The 12,374-nt window shown below is 69.7% G+C and carries 13 protein-coding genes; 9 read left to right on the top strand and 4 right to left on the bottom strand.

The window, feature by feature from the left end:
* Positions 1 to 19 precede the first annotated feature (19 nt).
* On the bottom strand, positions 20 to 511 hold the full coding sequence (locus tag C8E83_RS00400; RefSeq protein ID WP_121367918.1) for a nucleoside deaminase: 492 nt from the start codon (positions 509 to 511) through the stop codon (positions 20 to 22).
* Positions 508 to 1,944 carry a purine-cytosine permease family protein gene (locus C8E83_RS00405; RefSeq protein WP_121367919.1) on the bottom strand — a complete coding sequence of 479 codons (1,437 nt, stop codon included), beginning with the start codon at positions 1,942 to 1,944 and terminating at the stop codon, positions 508 to 510. The genes C8E83_RS00400 and C8E83_RS00405 overlap by 4 nt, the downstream gene beginning before the upstream one ends.
* A gap of 92 nt (positions 1,945 to 2,036) precedes the next feature.
* Between C8E83_RS00405 and C8E83_RS00410 the strand changes: the two genes are divergently transcribed.
* Positions 2,037 to 3,440, top strand: a complete 1,404-nt coding sequence (locus tag C8E83_RS00410; RefSeq protein WP_121367920.1) for a glucose-6-phosphate dehydrogenase — start codon at positions 2,037 to 2,039, stop codon at positions 3,438 to 3,440.
* Between the two features lie 41 nt (positions 3,441 to 3,481).
* Here the strand turns inward: C8E83_RS00410 and C8E83_RS00415 are convergent, their stop codons facing one another.
* Entirely contained in the window at positions 3,482 to 4,285 is an 804-nt protein-coding gene (locus tag C8E83_RS00415; RefSeq protein WP_121367921.1) for a nucleotidyltransferase domain-containing protein, read from the bottom strand.
* Between the two features lie 118 nt (positions 4,286 to 4,403).
* On the opposite strand from C8E83_RS00415, the gene C8E83_RS00420 reads away from it, so the two are divergent.
* The 5 genes from C8E83_RS00420 (at position 4,404) to C8E83_RS19710 (ending at position 9,181) form a co-directional block, all read left to right on the top strand.
* The gene (locus C8E83_RS00420) at positions 4,404 to 5,378 is read left to right on the top strand and encodes an alpha/beta hydrolase (RefSeq protein ID WP_121367922.1); all 975 of its coding nucleotides are present in this window, start codon (positions 4,404 to 4,406) and stop codon (positions 5,376 to 5,378) included.
* Between the two features lie 42 nt (positions 5,379 to 5,420).
* Complete coding sequence (locus tag C8E83_RS00425; RefSeq protein ID WP_121367923.1) at positions 5,421 to 6,146, top strand: SDR family oxidoreductase; 726 nt, start codon at positions 5,421 to 5,423, stop codon at positions 6,144 to 6,146.
* Between the two features lie 112 nt (positions 6,147 to 6,258).
* Complete coding sequence (locus C8E83_RS00430; RefSeq protein WP_121367924.1) at positions 6,259 to 6,882, top strand: hypothetical protein; 624 nt, start codon at positions 6,259 to 6,261, stop codon at positions 6,880 to 6,882.
* Between the two features lie 242 nt (positions 6,883 to 7,124).
* Positions 7,125 to 8,825 (top strand): sodium:solute symporter family protein, encoded by a 1,701-nt coding sequence (locus C8E83_RS00435; RefSeq protein WP_121367925.1) that lies wholly within the window; start codon positions 7,125 to 7,127, stop codon positions 8,823 to 8,825.
* A gap of 11 nt (positions 8,826 to 8,836) precedes the next feature.
* Positions 8,837 to 9,181, top strand: a complete 345-nt coding sequence (locus tag C8E83_RS19710; RefSeq protein WP_211331637.1) for a hypothetical protein — start codon at positions 8,837 to 8,839, stop codon at positions 9,179 to 9,181.
* Positions 9,182 to 9,224: 43 nt separating this feature from the next.
* Here C8E83_RS19710 and C8E83_RS00445 read toward each other — a convergent pair whose 3' ends face one another.
* Positions 9,225 to 9,836 carry a DNA-3-methyladenine glycosylase I gene (locus C8E83_RS00445; RefSeq protein ID WP_121367926.1) on the bottom strand — a complete coding sequence of 204 codons (612 nt, stop codon included), beginning with the start codon at positions 9,834 to 9,836 and terminating at the stop codon, positions 9,225 to 9,227.
* 70 nt (positions 9,837 to 9,906) lie between these two features.
* On the opposite strand from C8E83_RS00445, the gene C8E83_RS00450 reads away from it, so the two are divergent.
* From C8E83_RS00450 to C8E83_RS00460, 3 genes are read left to right on the top strand one after another with little or no spacing between them, the layout of a single operon-like run.
* Positions 9,907 to 10,860: an amidohydrolase family protein gene (locus tag C8E83_RS00450; RefSeq protein ID WP_121367927.1), complete on the top strand. Its 954-nt coding sequence runs from the start codon at positions 9,907 to 9,909 to the stop codon at positions 10,858 to 10,860.
* A 37-nt stretch (positions 10,861 to 10,897) separates the two neighbouring features.
* Positions 10,898 to 11,884, top strand: a complete 987-nt coding sequence (locus C8E83_RS00455) for an aldo/keto reductase (RefSeq protein ID WP_121367928.1) — start codon at positions 10,898 to 10,900, stop codon at positions 11,882 to 11,884.
* 1 nt (position 11,885) lies between these two features.
* Positions 11,886 to 12,164 carry an acylphosphatase gene (locus tag C8E83_RS00460; RefSeq protein ID WP_121367929.1) on the top strand — a complete coding sequence of 93 codons (279 nt, stop codon included), beginning with the start codon at positions 11,886 to 11,888 and terminating at the stop codon, positions 12,162 to 12,164.
* The last annotated feature ends 210 nt before the right edge of the window (positions 12,165 to 12,374 follow it).

Consider the following 12,374-nt stretch of genomic DNA (forward strand, 5'->3'; position numbering starts at 1 on the left):
GGCGTGCCTGAGTGCGCCGCTACTCTTCGCCGATGTCTTCGTTCCAGAGGGCGTGGTTCTCGGCGATGAAGGTGCCCATGACCTCGATGAGGGCCGGGTCGGCGAGTGTCGTCACGGCGACGCCATTCTCTTCCAGCCAGTCCTGACCGCCCCGGAAGTTCTCGGCCTCGCCGACGACGACACGGCCGATGCCGAACTGGCGGACGAGCCCCGAGCAGTACCAGCACGGCGACAGCGTGGTGACCATCGTCGTGCGCCGGTAGCTCGTCTGGCGGCCCGCGGCGAGGAACGCGCTGGTTTCGCCGTGCAGCGCCGGGTTGTCGCCCTGCACGCGCATGTTGTGGCCGGAGCCGAGGAGGCGACCGTCGTCGTCGAACAGGGCCGCGCCGATCGGGATGCCGCCCTCGGCCAGCGACTTCAGGGCCTCGGCGCGGGCGACCTCGAGCTTGTCGGCGTCGGTGGCGTACACGAGCCCGTCGCCGGGTGTCCCGCCGTCGTCGAAGGCGGTCATGCGACGTCGTCCGCCGCGTCGATGCCGACCGGCACCCCGCCGTCGGTGCCGTGCGTGCCGCCGCTGAGGGGAGCGCCGAGGGCGGGCCGGAAGGCCTTGAAGAGCACGAAGTAGAGGATCGCGGCGAGCACGAAGCCGACGAGCGCCGTGATGTCGCCGACGCCGGTGTGCTTCGAGATCGGGCCGGTGTAGAAGGTCTCGTCGCAGAACAGCCAGATCGAGACGAACGCGGCGACGACGAACGCGATGATGCCCGCCGGGTTCAGGTAGCGGCGGTGGTCGGGCAGGAGCTCGGCGATCGACGTGCCGCGGCGGAGGTACCGATCGGTGAGCACGACGCCGAGCCACGGCGCGATCCAGTAGGCGATCACCAGGAGGAAGTTGTTGTACTTCGTACCGGCGTCGGCGAGTGCGCTCCACGCGATGAAGAAGCCGATGACGCCGAACCCGAGGGCGACGATCGCTCGTCGCAGGCTGAACGGGATCCTGATGCCCGCGGCGAGGAACGACATCGCGCCCGAGTAGATGTTCAGCGCGTTGGCGGCGATGGCGCCGATGGCGATGGCGATCAGCGTGAGGTCTTTGACGGCGGTGGGCATCGTCGACACGAAGGCACCCGTGGGGTCGCTGTCGCTCATCGCGATCGTCGCCGACGCGGCGCCCGCGAACATGAGCACCGTGCAGGAGACGAAGTTGCCGAGCCCCGCGGCCCAGGCGATCGAGGCGCGACGGGTGGAGGCCGGAAGGTAGCGCGAGTAGTCGGAGGCGTACGGGTTCCAGCCGCAGGCGTAGCCGAACGCCGCCGCGGCCGTCGCCGTGAAGCCGCCGAAGCTGAAGCCGCCTCCCTTGGGGGTGAAGCCGAGGTGCGCGTGCGAGACGATCACGACCGTCGCGATGAGGAAGATGATGCCGAGGGCGATCGCGGCGTAGCGCTCGAACGTCTGCACCAGGTCGTGGCCGATGAACGCCACGCCCACCTCGATCACGACGACGATGAGAAGCGACAGGACCGTCGGCATCCCGGTCAGCGTGGTGAGCGCGAATGCGCCCGACACCGAGTTCACGGCGAACCAGCCGAGACCCGCCATGACGGTGTTGATGCCGGCCGGCAGGATGTTGCCGAAGAAGCCGAAGGCCGTGCGGCTGATCACGAACTGGGCGAGGCCCTCACGCGGACCCCAGGTCGACAGGACTCCCTGCGTGATGGCGCCGAGCGCGTTGCCGAGGGCGAGGGCGGCGACGGCCTGCCAGAAGCTCAGCCCGAAGATGATGCCGAGCACGCCGACGAACACCGTCGCGAACTCGAGGTTGGGCGACGACCACGTCGCGAACAGCTGCCACGGCGACCCGTGGCGGCGTTCGGCGGGGATCGCTTCGATTCCGCCCGATTCGATGGCGGCGGGGCGGTAACGGGGAGCATCGACGATGGCCATGGCCACCAGGCTAGTGCCGTCTGCGCACTCTGCAAGAAACGGCCTGACGGCCGCTGGGCGCGAGCAGGATCCGGAGGACTAGCGTCCAGATCATGGCCACCTCGAAGACGTCGTCCCTGCTGATCCTCGGAGCCTCGGGCGACCTCGCCGCCCGCCTCCTCATGCCCGGCCTCGCCGGTCTCCTCGCCCACGAACCCGACCGCCGCGTCCAGCTGATCGGCGCCGGCGTCGAAGACCTGACGGACGCGCAGTGGAAGGCCCGGGTGAAGGAGTCGTTCGCGAGCGTCAAAGCGAAGGGGCCGGCCGTGCAGGCCACGCTGCGCTCGACGAAGTACATCAAGGCCGACGTGACGGCGAAGGACGACCTGCAGAAGCTCGTGGACGCGTGCACCTCGGATCCTGCGATCTATTTCGCCCTGCCTCCCGCGATCACCGAGCTCGCCTGCGGTCAGCTGCAGAAGATGGAGCTGCCGCCTGCGACGAGCCTCGCTCTCGAGAAGCCGTTCGGCACCGACGAGCGCAGCGCCAAGAAGCTCAACACGCTGCTGCTGAAGATCGTGCCGGAGAACCGGATCCACCGGGTCGACCACTTCCTCGGCCGCTCCACCGTGCTCAACCTGCTCGGCCTCCGCTTCGCCAACCGCCTGATCGAGCCGATGCTGTCGAACCGCGACGTCGAGAACATCGAGATCGTCTACGACGAGCAGCTCGGCCTGGAGAATCGCGCGCGGTACTACGACCACGCCGGTGCGCTCGTCGACATGATCCAGAGCCACCTGCTGCAGGTGCTCGCGGTACTCGTGATGGAGGCGCCGGCGACGCTCAGCGCGCAGGACGTCCGGGACCAGAAGCAGCTGGCGTTGAGGGCCATGCGCATCTGGGACGACGACCCCGCGAGCAGTCGCCGCGCCCGCTACACCGGCGGCACGATCAACGGTCGCAAGCTGCCCGCCTACGTGAAGGAGGACGGCGTCGACCCGTCGCTCGGCACCGAGACGCTGGCCGAGGTCGTCGTCGAGGTGCGCAACATGCGGTGGGCCGGCGTGCCGATCATGCTGCGCTCCGGCAAGGCGCTCGGCGACTACCGCCGCGAGATCGTCGTGACGTTCAAGGCCCCGACGCACGTGCCGCCGGAGTTCCACACGCTCAAGGAGCCCGACCGCCTCAGGATCCTGATCGACCCCGACGAGATGTTCCTCGAACTCAACGTCAACGGCCCCGGCGACCCCCTCGTCATCGACCGGGCGGCGCTCGAGGCGGTCTTCAACCCCGGCGACCTCCCGGCCTACGGCGAGGTGCTGCAGGGCATCCTCGACGGCGACGCCGCGCTCTCGGTGCGCGGCGACGCCGCGGTCGAGGGCTGGCGCATCGTCGCCCCGGTGCTCGCCGCGTGGCGCAAGAACGAGGTGCCGCTGGACGACTATCGCGCAGGATCAGCGGGCCCGGCCTCGTGGCCGAAGGGTCTGGCCGAGGCCGCCCCCGCCCAGAAGCGGTGACGGCGCAGAAGCGGTGACGGCGCAGAAGCGGTAGGTGCCCGCTATCCGAACCGCTCCACGGTCTCGCGGAAGTACGCGTCCGCCAGCGCCCGCTTCTCGCCGGGGTCGCGCGGCTCGGCGTGCTCGTACAGCTGAGTAGCCCGAGCGAACTGCTCCTCGATGAAGCGCAGGATCGCGGGCGGCGGAGTCCCGGTGCCCATCTCACGCGTGACGCGCTTCACGGCGAGGAGCTCTTCGGTCTCGCGAACGACGTCGGTGGGCGGGTCGCACTCGGCGAGCAGGGTCGCCAGCTCCATCGGCGCGACCGCCGACGACGCGTTGACGTCGAGCCAGCGGAGCGCCGCGGCGGCCCGGAGCGCGTAGAAGGTCCGCTTGAGCTTCACCGGGCCGTCGGCATCCGGCCACTGGTTCCGGCCCGAGTGGAGGTAGTGGCGGCCCGTCAGGGCTCGGTCGGCCACCGCCTCGGCGAGCTCCAGGAGCCCGTCGCGGAACCCCGCGTCGCCCCGGTACACGATCGGCGACCGCAGCCACTCGACGACGACGGCGTTCCCTCGCGTGAGCAGCTCCACCGCCTTGGCGAGGTCCCAGCCGTTCACGTCGAACACCTCGTCCAGCGGCGTCTCGATGACGTCGCGGGGCCGCCAGAGCGAGAGGTAGTCGTCGCGGGGCCGGACATAGAGGAATCGGCAGTCGTAGTCGCTGTCGGGCGACGGGAACCCCCACGCCCGGCTGCCGCTCTCGATGGCCCAGACGACCGACACGCCGTGGTCGCGGCCGACGCCGTCGAGACGGGCGTCGATCTCGGCGACGACGAGGGGATCGAGTTCGGCCGGGACATTCCGCATCCTGCGACCGTACCCGACGTTCGGCCGATTCCGAACGAAAGGGTCTGGCATCGACGGCGGCGCAGGTCGATCATGGGGGCAGGCCGCGACGACGCGGCCCCGACCAACGGAGGTCTCCATGGCAACGACGCCCGCCGCGCACGCGGCCCCGCCCTTCGACTCGGAGCTCGAGCCGATCCTCCAGCAGCTGAAGGACACCCTGCCGTCGAGCATCACCCCCGAGATGATCCCGCTGATCCGGCAGGCGCCCGAGCCGACGGTCGCGGAGCTCATCGGCGATCGTGCCCTCACTCATCGCGAGGTGGTGGTCCCCGGGCCCGACGGCGCGCCCGACATCACCCTCTCGGCCTTCGCCCGCGACGACCATCGAGCGGGCGGCCCGGGAATCTTCCACATCCACGGCGGCGGCATGATCATCGGAAGCCGCTTCTCGGGCGTGAGCGCGATGTTCGACTGGGTGGAGTCGCTCGACGCGGTGTGCGTGTCGGTCGAGTATCGCCTGGCCCCGGAACACCCCGATCCTGCGCCCGTCGACGACTGCTACGCGGGGCTGTGCTGGGCGTCCGAGCACGCCGACGAGCTGGGATTCGACGCGGGCAGGATGCTCGTGGCCGGGGCCAGCGCCGGGGGAGGCCTCGCCGCGGGAGTCACCCTGCGCGCCCGAGACGAGGGCGGGCCGCGCCTCGCCGGCTCCCTCCTGATCTACCCCATGCTCGACGACCGCAACGAGACCGTGTCGAGCCAGCAGATCGCAGGGATCGGCGTCTGGGACCGCGCCAGCAACGACACCGGCTGGGACGCCCTGCTCGGCGACCGGCGACGCACCGACGCCGTCTCGATCTACGCCGCACCCGCTCGGGCGACCGACCTGTCGGGGCTGCCGCCGACGTTCATCGACGTGGGGACGGCCGAGGTGTTCCGCGACGAGGACGTCGCGTACGCGTCGCAGATCTGGGCCGACGGCGGCGACTGCGAGCTGCACGTGTGGCCGGGCGGGTTCCACGGGTTCGACCTCATGGCGCCCGAGTCCGACCTCGCGAGGCGGATGGTCGCGGTGCGGTCGGCCTGGGTGACGCGTGTGCTGACCCGCTGACCGAGAGGGCGGTGGCGGGCGTTCGGTCACCAGAATGGAGGCATGACCTCTGATGCCCCCGCCACCCGCCCGACCGCCCTCGTGACCGGAGCCACCCGTGGCATCGGCCGCGCCATCGCCCTCGACCTGGGCCGCACTCACCACGTCATCCTCGGCGGCCGCGACCAGACCGTGCTCGATTCGCTCGCCGCCGAGCTGCCGTCGGCGTCGACGTGGGCGGCCGACATCGCGACCGGGCCCTACGACGGCTTCCTGTCGTCGCTCCCTGTCGGGGACAACGGCGAGCGTCGCCTCGACGTCGTCGTGCACTCGGCGGGTGTGGTCGCGGGCCTGCCGCTGGGAGAGACCCCGATCGACGAGTGGCGACGCGTCTTCGAGGTCAACGTCTTCGCGGTGGCCGAGGTCACGCGCCTCGCGCTGCCGGCCCTGCGCCGAGCCGCGGGCACCGTCGTGCTGATCAACAGCGGCGCGGGGTTCTCGTCGAGCGCGTCGGGCACCGTCTACGCGGGCAGCAAGTTCGCCCTCCGCGCCCTCGCCGACGGACTGCGAGAGGAGGAGCGCGGCAACGGCGTGCGGGTCAGCTCGGTGCACCCGGGCCGCGTCGACACCGACATGCAGCACGAGAACGTCGCCTTCGAGGGCGGCACCTACGACGCCGACCTGTACCTCGCCCCACAGGACATCGCCGACGCCGTCCGGCTCGTCGTCGACCTGCCCCACAACGCGGTCGCTGAGACGGTGAGCGTGCGCCCCCTGCGTCGCTCCTGAGATTTTCGATATTGAGTCTTGCGCGATATTTCACATACATGCATACTTGAGATGTGAAATACGCAGGTTCACATCAGTGAGGCCCTGCTCCCGACCAGAAGGACCCCATCTCATGAAGCTCATCTCCAAGATCGCCATCTCGGCCGGCATCGCCGGTATCGCCGCGCTCGCCGTCGTCGCTCCCGCGAACGCCGCAACGAGCCAGCCCATCGAGGACACCATCGGCACGATCGCTCCCGGCACGTCCGGCGACATCGGCTTCTACTATTCGAACGGCGACGCGACCGCCAACACCGGCAACGTCACGATCGTGCTCACGGCGCCCACCAACGCCACGTTCAACCAGAACGAGGTCTGGGGTATGGACTTCCCCGGCGGCGAGAGCTCGGGTAGCTCGCGCCCCGTCCTGACCGGCTGCACGCTGAACGGGACCTCCACCCAGATGACCTGCACCGGCAACCTGACCGTCATGGCGCCGGTGGGCGGCAAGCAGAGCACCCTCCAGCTGACCGCGAACGTCGCCGTCGCGGCTGACACCGCTGCCGAGACCACGTTCAACAACGGTTCCGCCGTTATCACCGGTGGTGGCGGCATCACGGGCGGCACCGTCTCGCTGGGCTACAAGACGCCGGCCGAGGCCGAGACCCCCGTCATCGCTCCGGTGATCGGCGCGGGCGCGCTCGCCGCTGCGGGCATCGCCGGTGGCGTCGCCCTGCTGCGCCGCAAGCGCGCCTAAGCAGCACTGAATCCGCCGCCGGCGGGTCGACTTCGGTCGACTCGCCGGCGGCTTTCGCGTACCCCGTTATCCGGTATGCGAACACCGTAGGAGCACGCCGATCCGCGCCATGACAGCGCTGTCAGGGCGCAAAGGTACAGCACTCCGATTCGATGTGCCTAATCGCCATCAGACGTGTAACGTCCCCCGACGGCCCGGAAGCCACAGCTCCCGGCCTCCCGACGACGACGTTCAGGAGACGTATGCATCCCCCCGCCTCGAGCCTCGCGCTCGCCACCGATGTCAGCATCAGGCTCAGCCTGAGCTGGGTCGACTACCTCATGCTCATCGTGTACTTCGCGATGGTCATCTCGATCGGCTTCATCGCGCGGCGCCGCGTCCGCACGAGCATGGACTTCTTCCTGTCGGGCCGTTCGATGCCGGCGTGGATCACGGGCCTGGCGTTCGTCTCGGCGAACCTCGGTGCGACCGAGATCCTCGGCATGGCGGCCAACGGTGCCCAGATCGGCATCTCGACGCTGCACTACTACCTCGTCGGCGCCGTGCCCGCGATGGTGTTCCTCGGCCTCGTGATGATGCCCTTCTACTACGGCTCGAAGGTGCGGAGCGTCCCGGAGTTCATGCTTCGGCGCTTCGGCAAGGCGCCGCACGCCGTCAACGCCGTCGCGTTCGCCGTGTCGAACGTGCTGATCGCGGGCATCAACCTCTACGCGATGGCGATCGTGATCGAGGCGATGCTCGGCTGGCCCGAGTGGGTCGCGATCATCGTCTCCGCCGCGTTCGTGCTCATCTACATCACGCTCGGCGGCCTCTCGAGCGCCATCTACAACGAGGTCGCGCAGTTCTTCGTCATCATCGCCGGCCTCGTGCCGCTGACGATCGTCGGCCTCCACCGCGTCGGCGGCTGGAGCGGCCTCAAGAGCGCCTTCGCGAAGACCGACTCGGTGCAGCACCTGTCGGCCTGGGCGGGCACGGCGATCGGCCACGTCTCGAACCCGATCGGCGCCAACTGGCTCGCCATCGTGCTCGGCCTCGGCTTCGTGCTCGGCTTCGGCTACTGGACCACCAATTTCACCGAGGTGCAGCGCGCCTTCAGCGCGAAGAACATGTCGGCCGCACGGCGCACGCCTCTCGTCGCTGCGTTCCCGAAGCTCTTCATCCCGTTCATCGTCGTCGTGCCGGGCCTCATCGGCGCCGCCGTGCTCGGCAACCAGCTCGCCGCGACCAGCGACGCCACGCACCTGTCGTACAACGACGTGATCCCGAAGCTGATCCAGATGTACCTGCCGGAGGGTGTCCTGGGAGTGGCGGTCACCGGGCTCCTGGCGTCGTTCATGGCCGGTATGGCGGCCAACGTGTCGAGCTTCAACACGGTCTTCACCTACGACATCTGGCAGCGCTACATCAAGCCGAAGATGAGCGACGAGCACTACCTGCGCGTCGGCCGCTGGGTCACCGTGATCGGCGTGCTGATCGGCATCGCGACCGCGTTCATCGCGGCCGGCGCCGGCAACATCATGACCTACATGCAGACGCTGTTCTCGTTCTTCAACGCACCGCTGTTCGCCGTGTTCATCCTCGGCCTGCTCTGGAAGCGGATGACGCCGGTCGCCGCCCTCTGGTCGTACCTCGCGGGCATCGCCGCGCCGACGATCGTGTGGATCTCGTACCTCAACGACCCGTCGCTCTTCGCCACCGGCACCGCCGAGACGCTCTACGGCGCGATCATCTCGTTCGTCACGGTGATCGTCGTCGGCGTGATCCTCTCGGCGTTCACGAAGCCGAAGGACGTCAAGGACCTGAAGGGCCTCGTCTACGGCGTCGGCAAGATCGACATGTCGATGGACTCGGTCGTCGGCGACACCGCCTGGTATCGCTCGCCCGTCCTGCTCGGCACGGTCGCCCTGATCCTGTGCGTCGTCCTCTACCTGCCGTTCCTCTAGAAAGGGCCGCCATGACTGACAACTCGAAGAACGACGCAGGAGCCGCGACGAGCGCCGACGAGCGCGCCGCGATGGTCCGCTCGACCCGTCGCTGGGACCTCCGGCGCCTCCTCGGCGGCCTGTTCGCCTTCTACGGCATCATCTGCGTGATCCTCGGGATCGTGCACAGCTCGTCCGACCTGCACAAGACCGGTGGCATCGCCATCAACCTGTGGGCGGGCATCGGCATGATCGTCGCGGCGATCGCCTTCCTCGTCTGGGATCGGCTCGCGCCGGTGCCCGAGGAGGACATCGTCGGCAGCCTCGAGGCGCAGGATCACGAGAAGGCCGTCGGCGAGGGCCGCGCCGCCGGCTAGCCCCGCACCCCGCGGGCCGGGTCGGCCGGCCCGAGCCCGCGGGCTAGGCCCAGACCCCCGACGACCCTCGTCGGTGGCTGTCGACGAGGTGGGTGTCGACGATGCCGATCGCCTCCATCAGGGCGAACATCGTCGTCGGCCCGACGAAGCGGAAGCCCTTGGCCTTCAGGGCCTTCGAGAGGGCCTTCGACTCGTCGCTCTGCGTCGGGATGTCGGCGAACGTTCGCGGCTCGTACGTCGCCTCGGGCCGGAACGACCACACGAAGTCGCCCAGCCCGCCCTCCGGCCGCAGGTCGAGGGTGGCCTGGGCGTTCGTGATGGCGGCGTCGATCTTCAGCCGATTGCGCACGATGCCGGCGTCGGCCATGAGGCGCGCGCGGTCGTCGTCGCCGTAGCGGGCGACTTTCTCGGGGTCGAAGTCGTCGAACGCGGCCCGGAACGCCGGCCTCTTACGGAGGATCGTCGCCCACGACAGCCCCGACTGGAACGCCTCGAGCGTGAGCCGCTCGTACACGCCGCGCTCGTCTCGAACCGGCATGCCCCACTCGGTGTCGTAGTAACTCTGCATCAGCGGGTCGGTGGCCGCCCAGACCGGGCGCGCCAGCCCGTCGGCACCCAGGACGACGGCCGACGACCGTACTTCTTGATCGCTCACGGGTGAAGCCTAGTTTTCACCTCCGACAAAGGATTTGACCAGGATGCCGCGCGACCGCTTCACTGGTGACATGATCGCGCCGCAGCTTCGCGGGGCCGACGTGCGGACGACGATGTCCAGCGCGGCCGCCACCCGCATCGACCTGCACCAGCACCTCCTGCCGCCCGTGTTCCTCGACGTCCTCAGGTCGCGCCAGGTGCTGCCCTACGTCCGCGACGAGTGGACCCTCTACACCGAGGGCGAGTCGCCCTACTCGCTCAATCCGACGGCCCACGACGTCGAGCGCCGGCGGCAGCAGGAGCAGGCGGAGGGCAAGGGCGAGGTGCTCCTGTCGCTGCCCGGCAACCTCCGCATCGAAGACCTCCCGTTCGACGAGGCGTCCGTGCTCGTCGACGCCTGGCACCGGTCGGCGCTCGATCTCGGGGATCCGTTCCGAGTGTGGGCGGCGACCCCGATCACGCGCTTCGACCTCGACGGCCTCGCCGACGTCCTGAGCGACGACCGCGTCGTCGGTCTGCAGCTGCCGGCGTCGTCGCTCGCGACCACCGACGACGTCGCGCGCCTCGAGCCGGTGCTCGGGCTGGTCGAGGTCTTCGGCAAGCCCGTCCTCGTCCACCCCCGGCACGTCGTCGCGGCTCCTCGCAGCGGAGTGGCCACGGCCGACTCGATCCCGCGGGCCGAGCAGCTCAAGGCGGCCTGGCTCAGCTGGCAGGAGCTCGGCCGAGCCCAGCACCCGAGCCTGCGCATCGCCTTCATCGCCCTCGCGGGGCTGGCTCCGCTCGCCCAGGCGGCCTCCCAGCCGCGCGGCCAGAAGCCCAAGGCCGACCCCAACGTCTTCTACGAGACGAGCGCCTACGACGAGCGCGCGATCGACGCCATGGCGAGGCTCGTGGGCGGCGCATCGCTCGTCCACGGCTCGGACCGCCCCTTCCGGCAACCGCGCGACTACGCGCTCGGCGCCGCGCTCAACCACGCGGTCTTCTCCTCGAACCCGCGAACCCTCCTCACCGGCCAGACCTCCTAGCGGCGTCCCGGGCGCCGTTCGGCGTAGCGTGAGCGCCATGAAGCACACCACTCTCGGAGGCGTCGACGGCGGCCTCGACGTCGGCCGCATCGGCCTCGGCTGCATGGGCATGTCGGCGTTCTACACCGGCCACACCACCGACGACGCCGAGTCGATCCGCGTCATCCACCGCGCCATCGACCTCGGCGTCACGCTGTTCGACACGGCGGACATGTACGGGCCCTTCACGAACGAGCAGCTGCTGGGGCGGGCGCTCCAGGGGAAGCGCGATCAGGTGGTGGTGGCGACGAAGTTCGGCAATGTCACCGATCCTGCGCGAAGGTCCACCCGACCCATCGACGGCCGGCCCGAGTACGTCGCCACGAGCGTCGACGGCTCGCTGCAGCGCCTCGGCATCGACTACATCGACCTCTACTACCAGCACCGCGTCGACACCCGCGTGCCGATCGAGGACACCGTCGGGGCGATGGCCGAGCTCGTGGCCGCCGGCAAGGTCCGGCACCTCGGCCTGTCCGAGGCTGCGCCTGAGACGATCCGCCGGGCTCACGCCGTGCACCCGATCACGGCGCTGCAGACGGAGTACTCGCTGTGGAGTCGCGATCCTGAGGCCGAGATCCTCCCGACCGTGCGTGAGCTCGGCATTGGATTCGTGCCCTACTCGCCGCTCGGCCGCGGGTTCCTCACCGGTCGGATCCGGTCGGTCGACGACCTCGCCGACGACGACTTCCGGCGCTTCAACCCGCGGTTCCAGGGCGACAACCTCGAGGCGAACATCGCGATCGTCGAGGCCGTCGACCAGGTCGCCGCCGAGGTGTCGGCCACTGCGGGGCAGGTCGCGCTCGCCTGGCTGCTCGCCCAGGGCGAGGGCATCGTGCCGATCCCAGGCACGAAGCGGATGCCGTACCTCGAAGAGAACGTCGCCTCGGACGCGGTCGCGCTCAACGACGAGCAGGTCGCCCGGCTCGACGCCATCGCGGCCCCGCAGGGCGACCGCTACCCCGACATGTCGACGGTGAACAAGTAGGGTGCCGGTCGTCGAGCGGCGCCGCTTCGTCGTCAGCGGCGTCGTCCAGGGCGTCGGGTTTCGCTGGGCGACGCGCGTCGAGGCCGCGCGCCTGGGTCTCGTCGGCTATGCGCGCAATCTCGTCGACGGCACGGTCGAGATCGAGGCGGAGGGCGGGGCGCAGGAGCTGGCGGAACTCGCCTCGTGGCTCGACGCCGGCGGCCCTCCCTCCGCCCGCGTCACGAGTGTCGACGCCGCCGTGGTGCCGCCACGCGGCGGCTCGGCGTTCGACGCCCGCTAGACCCGTTCCACCGCCCGCCTCGCCCCGCCGCCGCCTCGCCCCGCCCTGCGCCGCCCCACACCAAATTTCGGACACAACTCCATGCCCTTCGTTGGAGCTGTGTCCGGATTTTGGGTGGCGGGCGGCCGGACACCCGAAATCCGGACAGAACTCCAACGATTCCGTTGGTGTTGTGTCCGAAATTCGGGTTTGAGGGACGGCGCGCGATGC

It is taken from the genome of Frondihabitans australicus (assembly GCF_003634555.1).
Taxonomy (GTDB): Bacteria; Actinomycetota; Actinomycetes; order Actinomycetales; family Microbacteriaceae; genus Frondihabitans; species Frondihabitans australicus.